The sequence below is a fragment of the Promicromonospora sp. NPDC110617 genome, assembly GCF_055598465.1.
Genome location: NZ_JBVKBM010000006.1, coordinates 140,070 through 161,927 on the forward strand (window position 1 = coordinate 140,070; position 21,858 = coordinate 161,927).

Sequence of the window (21,858 nt, forward strand, 5' to 3'; positions counted from 1 at the left end):
CCGGAGGAGCGAGCACCGTCAGTGCTCCTCCTCCAGCGACATGTTGATGTAGACCGCGGCCAGCAGCGCGAAGATGTACGCCTGCAGGAACGCGACCAGGAGCTCGAAGAGCGTCACGAACAGGCCGGCGGGCAGGGTCAGGAGGCCGAAGGCCATCAGCCCGCCACCTGCCGAGTCCACGACGAAGAACTGCGTGGCGGCGAAGCAGAGCACCAGCATGATGTGGCCGGCGACCATGTTGGCCACGAGTCGGACCGCGAGCGAACCCGGTCGGATGACCAGGAGCTGCAGCAGCTCGATCGGCGTCAGGATGAAGTAGATCGGCCACGGCACGCCCGGCGGGAACAGGTTCGCCTTGAGGTAGCCGCCCAGGCCGTGCTTGCGGATGCCGACCGCCCAGTAGGTGACGAACACCCACAGGGCGAGGAGCAGCGGGATGCCGATGCGCGAGGTGCCGGCCAGGTTCAGGCCCGGGATCACGCTCGTGACGTTGAACGCCAGGATCGCCAGGAAGATCGTGGTGAGCATGGGGACGAAACGCTTGGCGTTGTCCTTGCCCAGGATCTCCTCGGCGATCTGCACCCGGACGAAGTCCAGCATGTACTCGACGCCGGCCTGGAACCGGCCCGGCACCACCTTGGCGCGGCGCGCGGCGATCACGAAGACCGACAGCAGCACCAGCGTGGCGATGATGCGGATGATCCAGATGCGGTCGATCTGGAAGATGGTGCCCTCGAAGAGAATGGCCGACGGGAAGAAGTCGGCGATCGACGGCGTGTGGAAGCCGCCCTCACCCTCGTGGCCTTCAGTGGCGGCGAGGATTACGGACGTCGCATACGTGGACAGGAGGACTCCCAGGTGGTCATTCGGCCCCGCGCGCGTTTCCCGCTGTGTGGCGGAACGGGCGCGCCGTCGGGCCTGGCCGTCATGGATTCGTCGTAAGCCTAACCTATGTCCCATGCGGTTCCGGCCGTAGAACCGCATGACACGGCCCCTTGTGACTTATTGCGCAACCCCGCGTCAGGTCGTGGGCCGCTCATGGGGTCCGGTCAGGGCTTGGTGTCGGGCTGAGCCTCGGGCTCGACGTAGGGAAGGCGGCCGTTCCGGACCGCGCGGTAGTCGAGCAGCGCGGAGCCGACGGCGCCGAGCAGCAGCACGACGAACAGGACGACCCGGTCGTAGAAGTCGAACTGCGTGATGATCACCAGGACGACGATCAGCACCACCATCTTGGCGAGCCAGCTGCCCATCACCACGGCCCCCATGGCGGCCGGGCCCTTGCCGACGGTGTAGAGCATGGACCACACCGTCGTGGCGCAGAAGAACGCGGCGAGCGCGGCGCCGATCAGGGCGCCCCACAGCCCGGGCAGGCCGGCGACCAGCAGCCCGACCAGCGACCCCAGGACGGCGAGGCCGCCCACGAGGATCAGGCAGTCGCGCAGGGCCGCACGCAGCACCGCCTGCTCGGCAGCGCCCCGGGGCGCGTCGGGGGCATCGGGTGCCTGCTCGGTCATTCGACGGTCTCCTTGGTCTTGACGGTGGTCTTCGCGGCGACACTCTCCGTGGCGCTCTGCGGTACGAGGGCGGCCGGCGCCGTCCCGGCCCCGACGGCGGCGGGCACCTTGGGGGTCTGCCCCGACAGCGCGACGTCGTCGTCCAGGAACCGGCCGCGGTTGCGCAGCGGGCCGAGGGTGGCCAGCAGCGCGAGCACCACGAACACCGTGGTCCAGATCAGCACGATCTCCCAGTCCCACTGGACGAGGGCTGCGGCGCTGAAGGCGAACACGGCGGTCCACACGTACAGGATGACGACGGCGCGGCGGTGCGAGTGGCCGAGGGCCAGCATGCGGTGGTGCAGGTGCATGCGGTCGGGCGCCATGGGCGACTTGCCGGCGGCCAGCCGCCGGATCACCGCGAGCCCCATGTCCAGCAGCGGCAGCATGAGCACCGCGACCGGGAGCAGCAGCGGGATGAACGCGGGCAGGGCCTGCGAGCCGGTCATCACGTCGGGCGTGACGTTGCCGGTCACGGTGATCGCCGCGCCGGCCATGACGAGGCCGATCAGCATGGACCCGGCGTCGCCCATGAAGATGCTCGCCGGATGGAAGTTGTAGGGCAGGAAGCCCACGCACACGCCCACGAGCACCGCCATCATCAGCGAGGCCAGGGAGGAGTAGTCCTCCGCCGAGACCTGCTGGGTGAGCCCGTAGGTGTACAGGAAGAAGGCGGCGCCGCCGATCGCGACGATGCCGGCGGCCAGGCCGTCCAGGCCGTCCACGAAGTTCACGGCGTTCATCGCGACCACGACGGCCAGGACCGTCACCACGAGCGACATGCGCGACGACGGGATGGTCGTCCCGGCGATCGGCAGCGTGATGAGCTGGACGCCCTGCAGGGCCATGAACCCGGCGGCCAGCACCTGGCCCGCGAGCTTGGTGACCCAGTCGAGGTCCCACTTGTCGTCGGCCCAGCCGAGCGCGCAGACGATCGCCGCGCCGCCCACGATGCCCCACGCCTGGCGGTCCTCGAAGACCCCGGACAGGAACGGCATCTGGGAGGCCAGCATGACCGAGACGACGATGCCGATCAGCATGGCGAGCCCGCCGAGCCGGGGCGTCGGCACCGAGTGCACGTCGCGGGCCCGCACGGCGGAGATGGCCGAGGTCTTGAGCGCGACCCAGCGCGCGAAGGGCGTGGTCAGGAACGTGACCGCCGCGGCCACGAGCATCAGGAGCAGGTACACCCTCACTCGTCGTCCTCCGCGGCGGGGGCCGGGGGCGCGATCGGGTCGTCCTCCGGCGACGCAGCAGGGCCTTCGACATCCGTGATCCTGCGCAGCTCGGCCAGCGACACGGCGCCCTCGCGGACGACCCGCAGCACCGGTCCGGTCGCGTCCACGATCGTGGAGGCGACGCCGCCGGGCGCCTCCCCACCGTCGAGGTAGACGGCGACCGACGCCCCGAGCTGGGACACGGCGTCCGCCACGTCCTGCGCGGCGGGGCTGCCGGACTTGTTCGCGCTGGAGACGGCCAGCGGGCCGGTGCGCTTCAGGAGGGCGAGCGCCGCGGGGTGGTCCGGCATGCGCAGGGCGACGGTGCCGCCCGTGTCGCCGAGATCCCACTGCAGCGACGGCTGCGCGTTCAGGATGACGGTGAAGCCGCCGGGCCAGAAGGCCTCGACCAGCTTGCGGGCCTCGTCGGGGACGTCGGTGGCGAGGCCGTCCAGCGTCGCGACCTCACCCACGAGGACCGGCGGCGGCATCTGCCGCCCGCGGCCCTTGGCCGCGAGCAGGGCCGCGACCGCGACCTCGTCGAACGCGTCGGCCGCGATGCCGTACACGGTGTCGGTGGGCAGGACCACGAGGCCGCCACGGGAGATCGCATTCACTGCCTCGTCGATCGCGGGGCCCCAGGACTGCGGGTCGGTGGCGTCGAGCACGGGCTGCACAGGCACACTCACGCGGACCAGTCTTTCACGATCCGGGCCCGGGACGATCCAGTCGGCGTGCGACCACCATGCGGGGCCGGCCGGTGAGGTCCTTGCGCGTCTCCGGCTCCCCGAACACGGGCCTGCCCTCCGCGTCGTGCGCGGCCGCGACCATCGCCCGCGCCGCCTCCGCCTGGACCTCCGCGTGCTCCATGACGTACAGCCCGCCGGCCCGCAGCAGGCGCGCGGCGGCGTCCGTGATGCCGCGGGGCACCTCCAGCCCGTCGGGCCCCAGCCCGTACAGCGCGACCGCGGGGTCGTGCTCGGCGACCTCGGGGTCCACGGGCACGGCGTCCGACGGGACGTACGGCGGGTTCGAGACGACGACGTCGGCCGTCCCGTCGACCCCGTACAGGGCCGTGCGGGCGTCGCCCTTGACGAGCCGGACGATCCGCTCGGGAGCCGACTCGGGGTCCGCCTGCGGGTCCGCCGCCGTGGCAGGGTCCAGGCCCGCGGCGACGGCGCTCAGGGCGTCGACGTTGCGTGCCGCCCACGCGTGGGCGTCCTTGTCCAGCTCGACGGCGTGCACCCGCGCGCCGGGCACCTCGGTGGCCACGGCCAGCGCGATGGCCCCGGACCCGGTGCACAGGTCGACGACGACGGCGCCGCCCCGCTCGCCCACGACCTTGGCGGCCTCGTCGATCGCCACCTGGGCGACCTCCTCCGTCTCGGGCCGCGGCACGAACACCCCCGGCCCGACGGCCAGCTCCAGGTGCCGGAAGGGCGCGACGCCGGTCAGGTGCTGCAGGGGCTCGCGGGCGGCCCGCCGGGCGACCAGGCGCGCGAACGCGGCGGCCGCGTCGTCGGGCACCTCGCGGCCGAGCACGGTCAGCCGCAGGAGCTCCCCGCGGTCCACCCCGAGGGCGTACGCCAACAGTGCCTCGGCGTCGGCCTGGGGCGACCCGACCCCGGCGTCCGCCAGCTCCTCATGGGCCCACTTCAACAGCTGCGCGCTCACCGCGCTCCTCCGACCACGGCAAAAGCCTGCCCGACGGCGCCGAAAGCCGCCAGACCCGGGGCGTCAGACACCGGAGGCCTCGGCGAGCCGGGCCGCCTCGTCGGCGTCGATCGCGGAGCGGACCACGGGGCCCAGGTCGCCGTCGAGCACCTGGTCGAGGTTGTACGCCTTGTAGCCCGTGCGGTGGTCGGCGATCCGGTTCTCCGGGAAGTTGTACGTGCGGATGCGCTCGGACCGGTCCACGGTGCGCACCTGCGAGCGGCGCAGCTCGGCCGACTCGGCGGCCGCGGCCTCCTGCTGGGCGGCCAGCAGCCGGGCCCGCAGCACGCGCATGGCCTGCTCGCGGTTCTGCAGCTGCGACTTCTCGTTCTGCATCGAGACGACGATGCCCGTGGGCACGTGCGTGATGCGCACCGCGGAGTCCGTGGTGTTCACGGACTGCCCGCCCGGGCCGGAGGACCGGTAGACGTCGATGCGCAGGTCGTTCTGGTCGATCTCGAGCTCCCCCGGGTCGTCGACCTCGGGGAACACGAGCACGCCCGCCGCCGACGTGTGGATGCGGCCCTGCGACTCGGTGACCGGCACCCGCTGCACGCGGTGCACGCCGCCCTCGTACTTGAGGCTGTGCCAGACGCCGTCCTCGGGGCCCTGGACGCTCTTGGCCTTGACCGCCACCTGCACGTCCTTGTAGCCGCCCAGGTCGGACGCCGTGGCCTCCAGGAGCTGCGTGGACCAGCCGCGCTGCTCGGCGTACCGCAGGTACATGCGCAGCAGGTCGCCCGCGAACAGCGCGGACTCCTCGCCGCCCTCGCCGGCCTTGATCTCGAGGATGACGTCGCGGCCGTCGTCGGGGTCGCGCGGCACCAGTACCCGGCGCAGCTTCTCCTCCGCGGTCGACTCGGCCTCCCGGAGCGCGGGGAGCTCCTCGGCGAACGAGGCGTCCTCGGCCGCGAGCTCGGCGGCGGCCTCGGCGTCGTCGTGCGCCTGCTCCCACGCCTTGTATGCGCCCACCACCTGGTTGAGCTCCGCGTACCGGCGGCCCAGCGTGCGGGCGCGACCGGGGTCGGCGTGCACGGCGGGGTCCGCCAGCGCCGTCTCGATCTCGGCGTGCTCGCTGAGCAGCGGCCCGACGGCGGCGAACGACTCGGTCACGGTCTCTCCTTGGTCCGGCGGCGGGTCGGGGCAAAGCAACAGCGCCGGTGGTCCGGCGCCCGACTGCCCCTGGAGAGGTTGTCGGACCGGACCACCGGCGCTGCGGAGTCGCTACTTGTCGGCGTCCTTCTTGCCGTAGCGCGCCTGGAACCGGGCCACGCGGCCACCGGTGTCCATGATCTTCTGCTTGCCCGTGTAGAACGGGTGGCAGGCGCTGCAGACGTCGGCGCTGATCTTGCCGGACGTCTCGGTGCTACGCGTCGTGAAGGTGTTGCCGCAGGTGCAGGTGACCTGGGTGACGACGTACTCGGGGTGGATTCCAGCCCTCATGTTGCTCCTTGGTGAGATGCCACTGGGTCGCCCTGCAGAACCGCGAGGACGTGAACCAGCGAGCCAGCCAGTAATTGTGCCACTACCTCGCCCGGATCGGCGAGGCAGTGGGGTGTGACGTGGGTCGGACGCCGTCAGACGGTCTCGCCGACGTTGTCGTCCTCCGTGAGACCACCCGGCGTCGTCTTCTGCACGTGCAGCAGGAACTCGACGTTCGTCTTGGTCTTCTTGAGCTGACCGAGCAGCAGCTCGGCGGCCTGCGTCTGGTCGAGCGCACCCATCACGCGGCGCAGCTTGTAGACGATCGCGAGCTCGTCCTTCGACATGAGGATCTCCTCGCGCCGGGTGCTCGAGCCGTTGACGTCGATCGCCGGGAAGATGCGCTTCTCGGCCAGGGACCGCGACAGACGCAGCTCCATGTTGCCGGTGCCCTTGAACTCCTCGAAGATCACCTCGTCCATCTTCGAGCCGGTCTCGACGAGAGCCGTCGCGAGGATGGTCAGCGAGCCGCCGTCCTCGATGTTGCGGGCCGCGCCGAAGAACTTCTTGGGCGGGTAGAGCGCGGCGGCGTCCACACCACCGGAGAGGATGCGGCCCGACGCCGGGGCGGCCAGGTTGTAGGCGCGCGACAGGCGGGTGATGCCGTCGAGCAGCACCACGACGTCCTGGCCCAGCTCCACGAGGCGCTTGGCGCGCTCGATGGCGAGCTCGGCGACCAGCGTGTGGTCCGAGGCGTGGCGGTCGAAGGTCGAGGAGATGACCTCGCCCTTGACCGAGCGCTCGAAGTCGGTGACCTCCTCGGGACGCTCGTCCACCAGCACGACCATGAGGTGGACCTCAGGGTTGTTGGCGGTGATCGCGTTGGCGATCTGCTGCATCATCAGCGTCTTGCCGGCCTTGGGCGGCGCGACGATGAGGCCGCGCTGGCCCTTGCCGATCGGCGCGACGATGTCGATGACGCGCGGCGTCAGCTTCGTCGCCTCGGGGTTCTCCAGGCGCAGGCGCTCCTGCGGGTACAGCGGCGTCAGCTTGGTGAACTCGGGGCGCTCCCGCGCCTCCTCCGGCGTCATGCCGTTCACCGTGTCCAGGCGCACCAGGGCGTTGAACTTGTTGACCTTGGCGTTGCGGCCGGTCGGCTGCTGCGGAGGCTCCTCGCCCTCGCGCGGCTGGCGCACGGCGCCCACGACGGCGTCGCCGCGGCGCAGGCCGGCCTTCTTGACCTGGTTCAGCGACACGTAGACGTCGTTGTTGCCGGGCAGGTAGCCCGACGTCCGCACGAACGCGTAGTTGTCGAGGATGTCGAGGATGCCGGCGACGGGCAGCAGCACGTCGTCCTCGCGCACCTCGACGTTCTCGAGACCCGCGACGTCCGGACCCTGGCGGCCGCGGCCGCGCTTGCGGTCCCGGCCCCGGTCGCGGCCCCGGCGGCGGCGCGAGTTTCGGTCGTCGTCGAGGTCGCCGGCGGTGGTCCGGTCGGCGGCGCGGTCGGCACCGCGGTCGGCGGTGCGCTCCGCGGTCCGGGCGGTGCCCCGCTCGGACCGGTCGGCGGTGCGGTCGCCGGCGCGCTCGGCGCCGCGGTCGGCACCGCCGCGCGAGGTGCGGCCGTTGGCGGACTGGCCGTTGCGGGCCTTGTCCTCGGCGGACTTGTCGGCGGCGCCGTCGGCGGCACCCTGTGCGGCGCCACGACGGCGTCCGTTCTGCTCCCGCGGCGCCGCGACGGCGTCGGCCAGCTGGGCGAGACGGGCGGCCTTGTCGGCTTCCGTGCTCGCGGCGGCGCGCACACCCGAGGTGGTGACCTCGGCGGCGGCGACCGGCGCCTCGCTACGGGCAGGCTTGTCGGTGGTGGACAGCTCCGGGGTCGAAGCGGCACGGGCCGGGCGCTTCGTCGCGCCACCCGTCTTCTCGCGGATCGAGTCCACGAGGTCGCTCTTGCGCATCCTGGAGGTGCCCTTCACGCCCAGGTCTCCGGCGAGTGCCTGGAGCTCGGCGAGGCGCATGCTGCTCAGCGCTCCGGTGCCGGCCGCACGGCCGGTGGCTGACTGAGCGTTATCGGTGGTGTCTGTCACGAAGGACCCTTCCCCCTCGAACTGCGGCTGGTCGCCTGATCGCGGGCCGCGGGATAGTGGGCGCCCGGCGCCGAACGGCCGGAACGCGGAAAACCTCGCATCAGTGGTACGACGAAGACGGCTGACGGGGGCGTTGTCTGCCTTCTCGCGAGATGCGGTGGCCGTAGATCACGGCCTGCTACGGGCACGGCTGAGCGGCTGAGACTGTCGCTGGGTAGGCGGTGGGGAACCGATGTTGAATCCGTGTTCCCGCCACCATGGCTCAGGAGTGCTATCCCGAAGGTTCACTGCATACTACCACCCCGTACTGCTGGTGATCCTGGTCCGACATGACTTCTCTTTGCCCCCGACGAGCCGGACGATAGCGCACCTGTGTTACCGGTAATCCTCCGGGCACGCGCACCTGTCAGATCGATCCCGGGGCTCAGCCGGCTCCAGCCCGCGGTCTCGTCCACGAGGTCCCGCAGGACGGCGTCGCGCGCGGCCCGGTGCCCGGGCCCGGCGAGCACGAGGACGGTGGGCCCGGCGCCCGAGACCGTGGCCGGGACCCCCTCCTCGCGCAGCGCGCGCAGCAGCTCGGCCGAGGCGCCCAGGACGCCCGCCCGGTACGACTGGTGCAGCCGGTCCTCCGTGGCGTCGAACAGGAGCTCCGGACGCCGGGCCAGGGCCTCCACGAGGAGCGCCGCACGGCCCGCCGTGAAGGCGGCGTCGCCGTGCGAGACCCGCGCGGGCAGCGCCGCCCGGGCGCGTGCGGTCGCGAGCCGCACGTCGGGCACCAGCACCGTGGCCTCGATCGCCGGGTCGATGTCCAGCCCGACCGCGCGCGGACCGTCGGCAGTGGTCCACGCGACGGTGGCGCCACCCTGGATCGCGGGCGCGGCGTTGTCGGGGTGCCCCTCGAACTCGGTGGCCAGGCCCAGCACGGTGGCGGCGTCGATGGCCCGCGGGTCGGCCAGCAGGGCGCGCGCGGCGACGATCCCGGCCACGACGGCGGCCGACGACGAGCCGAGGCCGCGACCGTGCGGGATCACGTTGTGGCACGTCATGTGGATGCCGGTGGGCACGGCACCCGCGAGGTCCAGCGTGCGCCGGAGCGCCCGCACCACCAGGTGGTCCTCCCCCAGGGGCACCTCGCCGGCGCCCTCGCCCTCGATCTCCACGACCACGTCGGAGCTCGCCACCAGGCGCACCTCGACCTCGTCGTACAGGGCGAGCGCGAGGCCCAGCGAGTCGAAGCCGGGCCCGAGGTTCGCGCTCGTCGCGGGCACCCGGACCCGCACGTGGTCGGCGCCGAGCTGCATCAGAGTGACAGCGCGTCGGCGATCGAGACGACGTCGGCGGAGACCCGTACGGGCTCGACCTCGCCGCCGTCGGGCGTGCGCAGCGCCCAGCTCGGGTCCTTGAGCCCGTGGCCGGTCACCGTGATGGTGATGCGCGCCCCCGCGGGCACCAGGCCGCGCTCGTGCCGGGCCAGCAGGCCTGCGACCCCGGCGGCGGACGCCGGCTCGACGAACACGCCGACCTCGGCCGACAGGATCCGGTGCGCCGCGAGGATCTGCTCGTCCGTGACGGCCTCGATGACGCCGCCCGAGGTGTCCCTGGCCTGCTCGGCCAGCTCCCACGAGGCGGGGTTGCCGATGCGGATGGCGGTGGCGATCGTGTCCGGGTCGTCGATGGGGTAGCCCTTGACGATCGGGGCGGCGCCCGCCGCCTGGAAGCCCCACATGGCCGGGGTCCGGCTCGCGACGCCCGCCTCGGCGTACTCGGTGAAGCCCTTCCAGTAGGCCGTGATGTTCCCGGCGTTGCCGACCGGCAGCAGGTGGATGTCCGGGGCGTCGCCCAGGGCGTCCACGATCTCGAAGGCGGCGGTCTTCTGGCCCTCGATCCGGTCCGGGTTCACCGAGTTCACGAGCTCGACGGGGTGGGTGTCCGCGAGCTTGCGGGCCGCCACGAGGCAGTCGTCGAAGTTGCCGTCCACCTGCAGCAGGCGGGCGCCGTGCGCGACGGCCTGGCTCAGCTTGCCCATGGCGATCTTGCCGTCCGGCACGAGCACCGCGCAGACCATGCCGGCGCGCGTCGCGTACGCCGCGGCCGACGCCGAGGTGTTGCCCGTCGACGCGCACACGACGGCGCGCGCGCCGCGGCCGGCGGCCGCGGAGATCGCCGCCGTCATGCCACGGTCCTTGAACGAGCCGGTCGGGTTCATGCCCTCGACCTTGACGTAGACCTCGGCGCCCGTGCGCTCGGACAGCGCCGGGGCGGGCACCAGCGGTGTGCCGCCCTCGCCCAGCGTCACGATCTTCTGCTGGAGGTGGGCGGGCAGCCGGTCGGCGTACTCGGCGATCACGCCGCGCCAGAGGCGCGAGGCGGGCGCGCGGCCTTGGCCGGCGGACGGGTCGTTCGGTTCTGCGGGCAGCACGGGCACGGTTCAGCCTTCGACTCTCAGGACGGACGTGATCTCACGGACCGGTTCGAGCGTGCGCACGGCCGCGATGGTGGCGGCCAGCGACGCCTCACGGGCCGCGTGGGTGGTCAGCAGCAGCTCGGCGGTGCCCTCGGAGGGCCCGGTCTGGCGCACGGTGTCGATGGAGACGCCGTGGTCGCCCACGACCCCCGCGACCTGGGCGAGGACGCCCGGGAGGTCGGCGACGAGCAGACGCACCTGGTAGCGCGTCACGGCGGCGTCCGCCGGGAGCAGCGGGCGCGCCGCGTACGTGGACTCCTGCGGGCCCTTGCCGCCGAGCACGCGGTGGCGCGCCGCGGAGACGACGTCGCCCAGCACCGCGGACGCCGTCGGCCGGCCGCCGGCGCCCTGGCCGTAGAACATGAGCGGCCCGGCGGCGTCGGCCTCGACGAAGACCGCGTTGAACGCGCCCTTCACGCCCGCCAGCGGGTGCTCCAGCGGCACGAGCGCCGGGTGGACGCGCACGGAGACGCCCTCGCCGGTCTGCTCGGCGATGGCCAGCAGCTTCACGGTGTGCCCGGTGCGGGCGGCCCACGCGACGTCGTCGGACGTGACGCCCGTGATGCCCTCGCGGGCGACGTCGTCCGCGGAGACGCGGGTGTGGAAGGCGAGGCTGGCCAGGATGGCGGCCTTGGCCGCGGCGTCGTACCCCTCGACGTCGGCCGTGGGGTCCGCCTCGGCGTAGCCGAGCTCCTGCGCCTGCTTGACCGCCTGGTCGAGGTCGAGCCCGCCGGAGGCCATCTGGTCCAGCACGTAGTTGGTGGTGCCGTTGACGATGCCCAGGACCCGGCGCACGTGGTCGCCCGCCAGCGACTCGCGCACCGGCCGCACGATCGGGATGGCGCCCGCCACGGCGGCCTCGTAGTAGATGTCGACGCCCGCGGAGTCGGCCGCCTTGTAGAGCGTGGGGCCGTCGGCGGCCAGGAGCGCCTTGTTGGCGGTGACCACGGCGGCCCCGCCCTCGATGGCGCGCAGCAGCAGGGCGCGAGCCGGCTCGGTACCGCCCATCACCTCGACGACGATGTCCGCGGAGTCCACGAGGGACTCCGCGTCCTCCGTGAGCAGCTCACGCGGGACGGCGGCGTCGCGGGGACGGCTCGCGTCGCGGACGGCGATGCCGGCGAGCTCCAGCGGAGCGCCCGCGCGGGCGGCGAGATCAGTGCCCTGCTCCAGCAGCATCCGGGCCACCTCGGTGCCCACGACGCCACAGCCCAGCAGTGCGACACGCAGCCCGCGGGCGGGCTCGGGGACAGGCACAGCGATCCTGCTTTCGTGTTCGGGGGACGGTCCGCTCCCGGTGCGGTTCCGCACGGGTCGGGACGTTGCGACCAGGGTAACCGGAGCGTCCGACATACGGGCGCCCTGTCTCACGCCGGCACCCGTCCCGCCGGATCGAACCCGGGTGGCACAGAACGACAGCGAGACCGAACGCCGGTCGGCGTTCGGTCTCGCTGCAGGTCTTCTTCGGGCGGGGCGGGGCCGTCAGGCCTCGTTGATCCCGTGGCAGACCTTGTACTTCTTGCCCGAGCCGCACGGGCACTGCGCGTTGCGCGGCGTGCCCGGGAAGGTCCGGCCGTCGCTCGTGGCGGCCGTCGCCTCGCCGTGCAGGGACGCCCGGCGGCGCGCGCCGTCCGACGACTGCATGAACGCCGAGCCCGTGCCGTCCTCGCTCGGGGCCGAGTACGTCAGCGGCTGCTGCCGGTTCGGGGTGTCCAGGCCCTTCGCGAGCAGGATCGGCTCGGTCGCGGCGCCCGCCGCCCGGCGCTGCCGCGGTGCGGGCGGCTGGGCCGGCTGCGGGGCCGAGGCGGGCTGGACCACCGGGATCTGCGTGGTGGGCGGGGCGTCCGGCTGGCCCGTGCCCAGGCGGCCGCGCGGCGGGACCGGCCCGGCGGCGGGCAGCTCGGAGCCGCCGTCCTCCACCTGCTCGGCGCCCGGCTGCTGCACCGTCACCTCGAGGTTGAACAGGAACCCGACCGACTCCTCCTTGATGGCGTCGGTCATCGCCTGGAAGAGCTGGAAGCCCTCGCGCTGGTACTCGACCAGCGGGTCGCGCTGCGCCATGGCGCGCAGCCCGATGCCCTCCTTGAGGTAGTCCATCTCGTAGAGGTGCTCGCGCCACTTGCGGTCCAGCACCGAGAGCACCACGCGGCGCTCGAGCTGGCGCATGGCCGGGGCCGAGAGCTCGTCCTCGCGCGCCTGGTAGGCCACCCGCGCGTCGGACAGGATCTCCTCGAGCAGCATGTCGCCGCCGAGCCGGTCGATCCCGCCGGCCTCCTCGGCGACCTCCTCCGGCGTCAGGGACACCGGGTAGACGGCCTTGAGCGCCGTCCACAGCGCGTCCAGGTCCCACTGCTCGGGCGGGCCGTCGGCGGTCGCGTTGGTCACGTACTCCGTGATGGTGTCCGTGAGGAAGTGCTGCACCTGCTCGCGCAGGTCCTCGCCCTCCAGCACGCGCAGGCGCTCGGCGTAGATGACGGTGCGCTGGCGGGACAGGACGTCGTCGTACTTGAGGACGTTCTTGCGGATCTCGAAGTTGCGGGACTCCACCTGGCCCTGCGCGGACATGATGCCGCGCGTGACCATCTTGGACTCCAGCGGCATGTCGTCCGGGAACCCGGCGCGGTTCATCATCGACTCGGCGAGGCCGGAGTTGAACAGCCGCATCAGGTCGTCCTGCATCGACAGGTAGAACCGGGACTCCCCCGGGTCGCCCTGGCGCCCGGAACGACCGCGCAGCTGGTTGTCGATGCGGCGGGACTCGTGCCGCTCCGTGCCCAGCACGTACAGGCCGCCGGCGGACTTGACCTCGTCGTGCTCGGCGGCGACGCGTGCCTTCGCCTTCTCCAGCGACTCGGGCCAGGCGGCCTCGTACTCCTCCGGCGTCTCGACCGGGTCGAGGCCCCGCTCCGCGAGCTCGGCCACCGCGAGGTACTCGGCGTTGCCGCCGAGCATGATGTCGGTACCGCGGCCTGCCATGTTCGTGGCGACCGTGACGGCGCCCTTGCGGCCTGCCATCGCGACGACCGCGGCCTCGCGCTCGTGCTCCTTCGCGTTGAGCACGTTGTGCGGCACACCGGCCTTCTTCAGCTTGGCGCTCAGCAGCTCCGACTTCTCGACGCTCGTGGTGCCCACCAGGACCGGCTGCCCGTAGGCGTGCCGCTCCACGATGTCCGAGACCACCGCGTTGAACTTGCCGTCCTCGTTCTTGTAGACGAGGTCGGGCTGGTCGAGGCGCTGCGGCGGGTTGTTCGTCGGGATCGGGACGACGCCGAGCTTGTAGGTGCCCTGGAACTCGGCGGCCTCGGTCTCGGCCGTACCGGTCATGCCCGAGAGCTTGCCGTACAGGCGGAAGTAGTTCTGGAGGGTGATCGTGGCGAGCGTCTGGTTCTCCGCCTTGATCTCCACCCCCTCCTTGGCCTCGATGGCCTGGTGCATGCCCTCGTTGTAGCGCCGGCCCGCGAGGATACGGCCCGTGTGCTCGTCGACGATCATGACCTCGCCGTTCAGCACGACGTAGTCCTTGTCGCGCTTGAACAGCTCCTTGGCCTTGATGGCGTTGTTCAGGAAGCCGATCAGCGGCGTGTTCAGCGACTCGTACAGGTTGTCGATGCCGAGGTAGTCCTCGATCTTCGCGATGCCCGGCTCGAGCACGCCGACGGTGCGCTTCTTCTCGTCGACCTCGTAGTCCACGGTCGGCACCAGCCGCAGCACGACCTTGGCGAACTCGGTGTACCAGCGGTTGGCGTCGCCGGCCGCGGGGCCCGAGATGATCAGCGGGGTGCGCGCCTCGTCGATGAGGATCGAGTCCACCTCGTCGACGATCGCGAAGTTGTGCCCGCGCTGCACCAGGTCGTCCGTCGACCACGCCATGTTGTCGCGCAGGTAGTCGAAGCCGAACTCGTTGTTCGTGCCGTAGGTGATGTCCGCGGCGTACATCTCGCGGCGCTGCGCCGGCGTCTGCCCCGACAGGATGACGCCGGTGGTCATCCCCATGAACCGGAAGACGCGGCCCATCAGGTCACCCTGGTACTTGGCCAGGTAGTCGTTCGTGGTGATGACGTGCACGCCGTCGCCGGACAGCGCGTTGAGGTACGCCGCGGTGGTCGCCACCAGCGTCTTGCCCTCACCGGTGCGCATCTCGGCGATGTTGCCGAGGTGCAGCGCCGCGCCACCCATGATCTGCACGTCGAAGTGTCGCTGGCCGAGCGTGCGGCGGGCCGCCTCGCGGATCGCCGCGAACGCCTCCGGCATCAGCTCGTCCAGGGTGGCACCGTGCTCGAGACGCTCCCGGAACCGGGCCGTCTCCTCCCGGAGCTCGGTGTCGCTGAGCTCGACGAAGCTGGGCTCCAAGCGATTGACCTGCTCAGCCACATTGTGCAGCTTCTTCAGGACACGTCCTTCGCCGATGCGAAGGACCTTGTCGAGGATGGACACGCGGGTTCTCCCAGGTCGTCGTCGAGTTTTCGCCGTCGCCCATCGTAGGCCGTAAACCTGAGCGGGTGGCCCAGAGCCGACGACGGACCGACGGGGTTCGCTCTCGGGGTAACGATCACGGGAAGCATGCGGTTCCTGAGCCCGCCATGGGTTTCTCGTGACGAACCGGAGACCGACACCGGATAGAGTGGTCACATCGCCCACCCGCCCGCGCTCGCGCGGCAAGCCGTCCCGTGCTCGACCCTGGGTTCGCACCTGGTACCCCTGGCACGACGTCCTGTCCACGAGCCCTGACAGGACGGAACGGACGTGCTTCCGGTACTCCTCGCTCACGGCGTCCTCGCGCTCGCCGCGCCAGCCCTCGTCAACCGTCTCGGTCGACGCGCCTTCTGGGTGCTCGCCCTCGGTCCCGCCGGGGCCGCTGCGTATGCCCTGTCCCAGACGTCCGCCGTGTACGCCGGCCGCACGCCCACGGAACGGGTGGAGTGGATCCCCGCGCTGGGCCTGGCCGTCGACCTGCGGCTCGACTCCCTGTCCTGGCTGATGCTGCTGATCGTCGGGGCGGTCGGCACCCTCGTGCTGCTGTACTGCAGCGCCTACTTCGCCAAGGACGCCCGCGGCCTGGGCCGGTTCGGCGGGTTCCTCGTGGCGTTCGCGGGCACGATGGCCGGCCTCGTCACCGCCGACGACATGCTGCTGCTGTTCGTGTTCTGGGAGCTCACCACGGTGTTCTCCTACCTCCTGATCGGCCACTACGCCGACCGCACCTCGTCGCGGCGCGCCGCGATGCAGGCGCTGGTCGTGACGACCGCGGGCGGGCTCGCCATGCTGGTCGGCGTCGTCGTCCTGGGCGTCACCGCCGGCACCTGGAGCGTGTCCGCCGTCATCGCCGACCCGCCGGCCGGGCCGGCCGTGACCGTCGCCGTCGTCTGCCTGCTGGCCGGGGCGGCCACCAAGTCCGCGCTGGTGCCCACGCACTTCTGGCTGCCCGCCGCGATGGCGGCGCCCACGCCCGTGTCCGCCTACCTGCACGCGGCCGCCATGGTGAAGGCCGGCATCTACCTGGTGGCCCGGTTCGCGCCCGCATTCTCGGACCTCACGGCCTGGCGCACGGTCGTGCTCGTGCTCGGCGGCACGACGCTGCTGCTCGGCGGGTACCGCGCGCTGCGTCAGCACGACCTCAAGCTCGTCCTCGCGTTCGGCACGGTCTCCCAGCTCGGCCTGCTCACGCTGCTGCTCGGCTACGGCACGCGCGCCACCGCGCTGGCGGGCCTCGCGCTGCTCGGCGCGCACGCCATGTTCAAGGCGTCGCTGTTCCTCGTGGTCGGCGTGGTGGACGCCGCGACGGGCACCCGTGACCTGCGCAAGCTCGCCGGCGTCGCCCGGCGGCTGCCGGTCACCGCCCTGGCCGCCACGCTCGCGACCGCCTCGATGATCGGCCTGCCCCCGTTCGCCGGCTACGTCGCCAAGGAGGCCGCGCTGGCCGCCTGGGAGCACGACGGCGACGTGCTCGGCCGGGTCATGACCGTCGTGGTCGCCGTGGGCTCGGCCCTGACCGTCGCGTACGGGCTGCGGTTCCTCTGGGGCGCGTTCAAGCCGCGCCTGCCGGCCACGGCCGAGCCCCTGGAACGAGAGGTCGCGACGGCGCACGGCGCGGCACCCGGCACCACGCCGACGACGACTCCCCCCGCCCTGGCCGAGGCCGCACCCGGCACCATCCACCCGCAGCCGTTCTGGATGGTCGCGCCGCCGCTGGTCCTCGCCGTCCTCGGCCTGGTCGTGGCCCTCGTCCCCCAGGTGGGCCAGGAGCTGCTCGCCCCGTACGCGAACACCTACCCCGTCGGCGAGCCCGGGCACCTCACCCTCTGGGAGGGGTTCACGCCCGCCCTCGCGGTCACCGTCGCCGTGTTCCTCGCCGGTGGCCTCGCGTTCTGGCAGCGCGCCCGCGTCGAGCGGCTGCAGGACTCGCTGTGGTCCCCCGACGGCGCCGACGTGCTCTACCGCCGCTTCATGCGCAAGCTCGACCGCCTGGCCAGCGACGTCACGGCCGGCACGCAGCGCGGGTCCCTGCCCTTCTACCTGGGCGTCATCCTCGTGACGCTCGCCGTGGGGCCCGGGCTCGCGCTCGCGTCCGGCCTGGTGGGCGAGCCGAACGGCCTTCCGGTCGCGCAGGACGCCGCCGAGCGCGCCGGTGTGCTCCACCTCGGACCGTTCGCCCTGGTGCCGTGGGACCGCCCGGCACAGCTCGTCGTCGTGCTCGTCGTCGTGCTGGCCGCCGTGCTGACCGCGCGCGCCCGGCGCCGGCTCAAGGCCGTGATCCTGGCGGGCGTGGCCGGCTACGGCAACGCGGCCCTCTTCCTGCTGCACGGCGCGCCCGACCTCGCCCTGACCCAGGTGCTGTGCGAGACCCTGACCCTGGTGGTCATGGTGCTGGTGCTCCGCCGCCTCCCGCCGTACTTCTCGGACCGCCCGCTGGCGGCCAGCCGCTGGGTGCGGCTCGCGATCGGCGTGGTCACGGGCCTGGTCGTCATGGCGTTCGTGGCGGCCGCGCCGCTGGTGCGCGTGCACACGCCGGTCTCCGTCGACTTCCCCGTGGAGGCCGAGACCTTCGGCGGCGGGCACAACATCGTCAACGTCACGCTCGTCGACATCCGCGCCTGGGACACCGTGGGCGAGATCTCCGTGCTCCTGGTGGCCGCCACCGGCGTCGCGTCGCTCGTCTTCCTGCGGCAGCGCAGCGGCGACGTGCTGCGCCTCGACCGGGCCGCGAACCCGCAGGCGGTCCAGCCCGGCGACAGCGCCGGCGCGCAGCCGGCGCGCCGCGGCCGGTGGCTGCTCGCCGGGCCCACGCTCGACCCCGTGCAGCGGTCGATGCTGTTCGAGGTGCTCACCCGCGTGGTCTTCCATCCCATGATGCTGTTCGCCCTGTTCCTGCTGTTCAGCGGGCACAACGCGCCGGGCGGCGGGTTCGCGGCGGGCCTCGTGGCCGGCCTGGCCCTGACCGTCCGCTACCTGGCGGGCGGCCGGTTCGAGCTGGGCGAGGCCGCCCCGGTGCACCCCGGCCTCGTGCTCGGCACCGGCCTGTTCCTCTCGGCGGGCGTGGGCCTGGTGGCACTGCTCGTCGGGCAGGAGGCGCTCGAGAGCACGATCGTCGACCTGCACCTGCCCGTGCTCGGCGACGTGCACCTGGTCACCAGCCTGTTCTTCGACGTCGGAGTGTTCCTCGTGGTCATCGGCCTGGTCATCGACATCCTGCGCACCTTCGGCGCCGAGCTGGACCGGCAGGCGGAACCCTTCGCCTGGTCGATCGGCCAACGTCGGCGCGTCGAGGTCCGCACCGGGGGTGACCGCGCATGATCGTGCTCGACACCGTGCCCTCGGGGGCGCTGCTGCTGACCGTCGGCGTGCTGTTCGCCTCGGGCGTCTACCTGCTGCTGGAACGGTCGTTGACCCGCGTCCTGCTCGGCTTCGTGCTCCTGGGCAACGGGGCCAACCTCGCCATCCTCGTGGCGGGCGGCCGCGCGGGGGCGCCGCCCATCACCGGGGCCACCGCGGAGCCGATGAGCGACCCGCTGGCCCAGGCCATGGTGCTGACGTCCATCGTCATCACGCTCGCCCTGGTCGCGTTCGTGCTGGCCATGGCCTACCGCTCGTGGCAGCTGCACGGGCACGACGAGGTGCAGGACGACGTGGAGGACACCCGCATCGCACGGCTCGCCGTCGCGGACGCGCCGTCCTACGCCGACAGCGACGCCGAGGAGTCGGGGTCCACCCTGGACGAGGAGGCGGTGGCCGTGCGGGACGAGGTCGCGCTTCCCGACCCCACCTCCGGGTCGGACGACGCCGCCCGGCCCGGCACCGGCGCCCGGCCCAGCCCTGGCGCCCGCGGGGGTGACGGCGCATGAACCTGTGGAGCACCGAGACGCTCGTCCCCCTGCCCGTGCTGGTGCCGCTGTTCGCCGCGGGTCTCGCCCTGGCGCTGCACCGGTACGAACGGGCACAGCGGATCATCTCCGTGGTCGCCCTGTCGGTGGTGGTGGCCGCCGCCGCGGGCCTCGTGGTCGCCGCCCAGGACGGGCCGGTCGTCATCGACGTCGGCGGCTGGGCCGCGCCCGTGGGGGTCAACCTCGTGGCCGACCCGCTCTCTGCGCTCATGCTGCTGGTCAGCGGCGTGGTGCTGCTCTGCGTGCTGCTCTACTCGATGGCACAGGGCATCGCCGACGGCGACGACCGGACGGCGCCCGCCACCAAGGACGCGAAGATCCTGCGCGAGGCCCTGGAGGCCCAGGACCCCGACGCCGACGAGGACGTGCGCCGCGACGTGCTGCCCGTGGCGATCTTCCACCCGACGTTCCTCATCCTCGCCGCGGGCGTGGCGGACGCCTTCCTCGCCGGCGACCTGTTCAACCTGTACGTCGGCTTCGAGATCCTGCTCGCCGCCTCGTACGTGCTGCTCACGCTGGGCGGCACCGTCGAGCGGATCCGGGCGGGCAGCGTCTACGTGGTGGTCGCGCTGCTCAGCTCGATCGTGTTCCTCGTCGCCGTCGGCCTGGTCTACGCCGCCACCGGCACGGTGAACATGGCGCAGCTCGCCGAGCGCCTGCCCGACGTCGACCCGGGCATACGGCTCGGCATCCAGGCGCTGCTGCTGCTCGCGTTCGGCATCAAGGCGGCCATCTTCCCGCTGTCCGCCTGGCTCCCCGACTCGTACCCGACGGCCCCCGCGCCGGTCACCGCCGTGTTCGCGGGCCTGCTCACCAAGGTCGGCGTGTACGCGATCCTGCGCACCCAGACGCTGCTCTTCCCGCGGAACGAGGTCCTGGAGAACGTGCTGCTCGTGCTGGCGCTCGCCACCATGATCGTGGGCATCCTCGGCGCGGTCGCGCAGGACGACGTGAAACGTCTGCTGTCGTTCACGCTGGTGAGCCACATCGGCTACATGATCTTCGGGGTCGCGCTCGCCACCCAGGCGAGCACCGCGGCGGCCATCTTCTACGTGGTGCACCACATCACCGTGCAGACGGCGCTGTTCCTGGTGGTGGGGCTCATCGAGCGCCGCACCGGGACCACGTCGCTGGACCGCCTGGGCGGCCTCGCCACCCTGGCGCCCGGGCTCGCGGTCCTGTTCTTCGTCCCGGCCATGAACCTGGCGGGCATCCCGCCGCTGTCCGGGTTCTTGGGCAAGGTGGGCCTGCTGGAGGCCGGTGTCGTGGACGGCTCCGGGCTGGCCTGGGTGCTGGTCGTCGGCTCGGTGGTCACCTCGCTGCTGACGCTGTACGCGGTGGTCCGGGCCTGGAACAAGGCGTTCTGGCAGCCCTGCCCCGAGAAGCTGCCCGAGCCGACGCCCCTGCCCTGGGGCATGGTGGGGCCGACGGCGGCCCTGGTGGCCGTCAGCGTCGGGCTCACCGTGGTGGCCGGGCCGCTCTACGACTACGCCGACCGGGCGGCCGAGTCCGTCATGGACGGGCACACCTACATCGAGGCCGTGTTCCCCGACGGCGCGCCGCGGGGCACTGGCGAGTCGAACAAGGTCACCGACGACACGGTGGAGGTGGAGCCGTGAACCACACCGACACCGCCCCGAGCCCGTGGCGCCGCCGGGCGCGCCGGGTCGTGACGCTCTGGCCGACCATGGTCGTGGGCGCCGTGCTCTGGGTGCTCCTGTGGGGTGACCTGTCCTGGGCGAACGTGGTGTCCGGCGTGCTGCTCGGCGCGCTCGTGGCGCTGGCCTTCCCGCTGCCGCCCATCGGCACGGCCAGTACTCTGCGGGTCGGCCCGTTGCTCCACCTGCTCGGCCGGTTCGTCGGGGACCTTGTGCTCGCGTCGTTCCAGGTGGCGTGGACCGCCGTGGTCCCGCGCCGGACCGGGCGCGGCGGCCCGACGCCGCACGGCGCCCTGGTCTCGGTGCCCCTGCGCGCCGACTCGGACCTGTTCATCGCGACGACCGCGGGCCTGTCGTCCCTGGTCCCGGGCACGCTCGTGATCGACCTCGACCGGCCCAGCCGGACCCTGCGGCTGCACGTGCTGGACATCGCGGCGTCGGGCGGGCCCGAGGGCGTCCGGAAGGCCACCCTCGACCTGGAGGCCCGGCTGCTGCGCGCCTTCGCGCCGAGCGCCGAGCTGGCCCGGGTCGGGCTCGCTCCGTACACCCTGGACAAGGAGGAACGCCGATGATGGTCGCCGTCGGGGTGGTAGCGACCACCCTGCTCGCCGTGGGCGCGCTGCTCGCGGTGGTCCGGATCGAGCGCGGGCCCACCATGCTGGACCGGACCGTGGCGTTCGACGTGCTCACCACCGTCCTCGTGGGTGCCATCGCGGTCGAGGCCGCGATCTCCCGCCGCACCGAGTCCGTGCCCATCCTCGTGGTGCTCTCGCTGGTCGGCTTCATCGGGTCGGTGACGATCGCCCGCTTCGCCGCCGTCGAACCCCCCAAGAACGGCACGGCCACGCAGCGGTCCGGGCCGCGGCCGGGCGAGGTCGGCCCGGGGACGGGCAGGTCGGGGCCGGACGGTGGTTCGGGTTCGGCAGGTTCCGGTGCGTCCGGTTCGGACGAGGTAGGCCCGGGGGCACCCTCGGGCGCCGTCGGCCGGCGGGAGGAGTCATGACCGTCGTGACCGACGTCGCCGCCGCCGTCTGCCTGCTGCTCGGCGCCTTCTTCTCGTTCTCCGCCGGGGTCGGCGTGATGCGGTTCGACAACCTGCTCTCGCGGATGCACGTCGTGGCCAAGCCGCAGGTCCTGGGCCTGCTGCTGCTCCTGGCGGGCGTCGCGCTCCGGCTGCAGGACAAGGGCTCGGCGACGATGCTGCTGCTCGTGGCGATCTTCCAGCTCATGACGTCCCCGGTGGCCGCCTACATGGTGGGCCGGGCGGGGCTGCGCACGCGCTGCGTCGACCCGTCGCTCCTGGACACCGCGGACGACGACTTCCCGGTGCGCACCGTGACGCCCCGGGACCAGGGGTGACGTTCGG

18 protein-coding genes and 1 pseudogene are annotated in these 21,858 nt (G+C 72.6%); 6 read left to right on the plus strand and 13 right to left on the minus strand.

Features of this window, described 5'->3' with window-relative positions; genetic code table 11:
* Window positions 1-18: 18 nt before the first annotated feature.
* The 13 genes and pseudogenes from atpB to secA all read right to left on the minus strand — a co-directional run.
* A complete protein-coding gene (gene atpB / locus ACZ7LE_RS26070; protein WP_470406125.1) occupies window positions 19-960 on the minus strand; it encodes a F0F1 ATP synthase subunit A in 942 nt (313 codons plus the stop codon).
* Window positions 961-1,049: 89 nt separating this feature from the next.
* Window positions 1,050-1,514, minus strand: coding sequence for a hypothetical protein (locus ACZ7LE_RS26075; protein WP_397398519.1), 465 nt, complete (start codon window positions 1,512-1,514; stop codon window positions 1,050-1,052).
* The gene (locus tag ACZ7LE_RS26080) at window positions 1,511-2,749 is read right to left on the minus strand and encodes an MraY family glycosyltransferase (RefSeq protein ID WP_470406126.1); all 1,239 of its coding nucleotides are present in this window, start codon (window positions 2,747-2,749) and stop codon (window positions 1,511-1,513) included. The genes ACZ7LE_RS26075 and ACZ7LE_RS26080 overlap by 4 nt, the downstream gene beginning before the upstream one ends.
* A complete protein-coding gene (locus tag ACZ7LE_RS26085) occupies window positions 2,746-3,453 on the minus strand; it encodes an L-threonylcarbamoyladenylate synthase (protein ID WP_470406220.1) in 708 nt (235 codons plus the stop codon). The genes ACZ7LE_RS26080 and ACZ7LE_RS26085 overlap by 4 nt, the downstream gene beginning before the upstream one ends.
* A 19-nt stretch (window positions 3,454-3,472) precedes the next feature.
* Window positions 3,473-4,444, minus strand: coding sequence for a peptide chain release factor N(5)-glutamine methyltransferase (gene prmC, locus ACZ7LE_RS26090; RefSeq protein ID WP_470406127.1), 972 nt, complete (start codon window positions 4,442-4,444; stop codon window positions 3,473-3,475).
* A 63-nt stretch (window positions 4,445-4,507) separates the two neighbouring features.
* Window positions 4,508-5,596, minus strand: a complete 1,089-nt coding sequence (prfA, locus tag ACZ7LE_RS26095; protein WP_470406128.1) for a peptide chain release factor 1 — start codon at window positions 5,594-5,596, stop codon at window positions 4,508-4,510.
* Between the two features lie 111 nt (window positions 5,597-5,707).
* Window positions 5,708-5,926, minus strand: a complete 219-nt coding sequence (gene rpmE, locus ACZ7LE_RS26100; RefSeq protein WP_020017644.1) for a 50S ribosomal protein L31 — start codon at window positions 5,924-5,926, stop codon at window positions 5,708-5,710.
* A gap of 134 nt (window positions 5,927-6,060) precedes the next feature.
* The gene (rho, locus tag ACZ7LE_RS26105; RefSeq protein WP_470406129.1) at window positions 6,061-7,992 is read right to left on the minus strand and encodes a transcription termination factor Rho; all 1,932 of its coding nucleotides are present in this window, start codon (window positions 7,990-7,992) and stop codon (window positions 6,061-6,063) included.
* 284 nt (window positions 7,993-8,276) lie between these two features.
* Entirely contained in the window at window positions 8,277-9,293 is a 1,017-nt protein-coding gene (gene thrB / locus ACZ7LE_RS26110) for a homoserine kinase (RefSeq protein ID WP_470406130.1), read from the minus strand.
* Window positions 9,293-10,408 (minus strand): threonine synthase, encoded by a 1,116-nt coding sequence (thrC, locus tag ACZ7LE_RS26115; protein ID WP_470406221.1) that lies wholly within the window; start codon window positions 10,406-10,408, stop codon window positions 9,293-9,295. Before thrC ends, thrB begins: the two co-directional genes overlap by 1 nt.
* 12 nt (window positions 10,409-10,420) lie before the next feature.
* A complete protein-coding gene (locus ACZ7LE_RS26120; RefSeq protein ID WP_470406131.1) occupies window positions 10,421-11,713 on the minus strand; it encodes a homoserine dehydrogenase in 1,293 nt (430 codons plus the stop codon).
* A gap of 225 nt (window positions 11,714-11,938) precedes the next feature.
* Window positions 11,939-12,100: an SEC-C metal-binding domain-containing protein gene (locus tag ACZ7LE_RS26125; RefSeq protein ID WP_450095640.1), complete on the minus strand. Its 162-nt coding sequence runs from the start codon at window positions 12,098-12,100 to the stop codon at window positions 11,939-11,941.
* A gap of 294 nt (window positions 12,101-12,394) precedes the next feature.
* A pseudogene (secA, locus tag ACZ7LE_RS26130) lies at window positions 12,395-14,890 on the minus strand (preprotein translocase subunit SecA); the annotation flags it as partial.
* A gap of 309 nt (window positions 14,891-15,199) precedes the next feature.
* Between secA and ACZ7LE_RS26135 the strand changes: the two are divergent.
* The 6 genes from ACZ7LE_RS26135 to mnhG are packed head-to-tail and all read left to right on the plus strand — an operon-like array spanning window position 15,200 to window position 21,851.
* Window positions 15,200-18,247, plus strand: coding sequence for a Na+/H+ antiporter subunit A (locus ACZ7LE_RS26135; protein WP_470406132.1), 3,048 nt, complete (start codon window positions 15,200-15,202; stop codon window positions 18,245-18,247).
* A complete protein-coding gene (locus tag ACZ7LE_RS26140) occupies window positions 18,244-18,795 on the plus strand; it encodes a Na(+)/H(+) antiporter subunit C (RefSeq protein WP_470406133.1) in 552 nt (183 codons plus the stop codon). Before ACZ7LE_RS26135 ends, ACZ7LE_RS26140 begins: the two co-directional genes overlap by 4 nt.
* Window positions 18,792-20,453, plus strand: a complete 1,662-nt coding sequence (locus ACZ7LE_RS26145) for a Na+/H+ antiporter subunit D (RefSeq protein ID WP_470406134.1) — start codon at window positions 18,792-18,794, stop codon at window positions 20,451-20,453. Before ACZ7LE_RS26140 ends, ACZ7LE_RS26145 begins: the two co-directional genes overlap by 4 nt.
* Window positions 20,450-21,064 (plus strand): Na+/H+ antiporter subunit E, encoded by a 615-nt coding sequence (locus tag ACZ7LE_RS26150; RefSeq protein WP_470406135.1) that lies wholly within the window; start codon window positions 20,450-20,452, stop codon window positions 21,062-21,064. The genes ACZ7LE_RS26145 and ACZ7LE_RS26150 overlap by 4 nt, the downstream gene beginning before the upstream one ends.
* Entirely contained in the window at window positions 21,061-21,495 is a 435-nt protein-coding gene (locus ACZ7LE_RS26155) for an MrpF/PhaF family protein (protein WP_470406136.1), read from the plus strand. Before ACZ7LE_RS26150 ends, ACZ7LE_RS26155 begins: the two co-directional genes overlap by 4 nt.
* Window positions 21,492-21,851 (plus strand): monovalent cation/H(+) antiporter subunit G, encoded by a 360-nt coding sequence (mnhG, locus tag ACZ7LE_RS26160; protein ID WP_470406137.1) that lies wholly within the window; start codon window positions 21,492-21,494, stop codon window positions 21,849-21,851. Before ACZ7LE_RS26155 ends, mnhG begins: the two co-directional genes overlap by 4 nt.
* Window positions 21,852-21,858 lie beyond the last annotated feature (7 nt).

Excerpts from the sequence above, each read along its gene's own strand:
- atpB (WP_470406125.1), bottom strand. The coding sequence starts at position 960 with ATGGGACATAGGTTAGGCTTACGACGAATCCATGACGGCCAGGCCCGA.
- ACZ7LE_RS26075 (WP_397398519.1), bottom strand. The coding sequence starts at position 1,514 with ATGACCGAGCAGGCACCCGATGCCCCCGACGCGCCCCGGGGCGCTGCC.
- rpmE (WP_020017644.1), bottom strand. The coding sequence starts at position 5,926 with ATGAGGGCTGGAATCCACCCCGAGTACGTCGTCACCCAGGTCACCTGC.
- thrB (WP_470406130.1), bottom strand. The coding sequence starts at position 9,293 with ATGCAGCTCGGCGCCGACCACGTGCGGGTCCGGGTGCCCGCGACGAGC.
- ACZ7LE_RS26125 (WP_450095640.1), bottom strand. The coding sequence starts at position 12,100 with ATGCAGTCGTCGGACGGCGCGCGCCGCCGGGCGTCCCTGCACGGCGAG.
- ACZ7LE_RS26140 (WP_470406133.1), top strand. The coding sequence starts at position 18,244 with ATGATCGTGCTCGACACCGTGCCCTCGGGGGCGCTGCTGCTGACCGTC.
- ACZ7LE_RS26145 (WP_470406134.1), top strand. The coding sequence starts at position 18,792 with ATGAACCTGTGGAGCACCGAGACGCTCGTCCCCCTGCCCGTGCTGGTG.
- ACZ7LE_RS26155 (WP_470406136.1), top strand. The coding sequence starts at position 21,061 with ATGATGGTCGCCGTCGGGGTGGTAGCGACCACCCTGCTCGCCGTGGGC.
- mnhG (WP_470406137.1), top strand. The coding sequence starts at position 21,492 with ATGACCGTCGTGACCGACGTCGCCGCCGCCGTCTGCCTGCTGCTCGGC.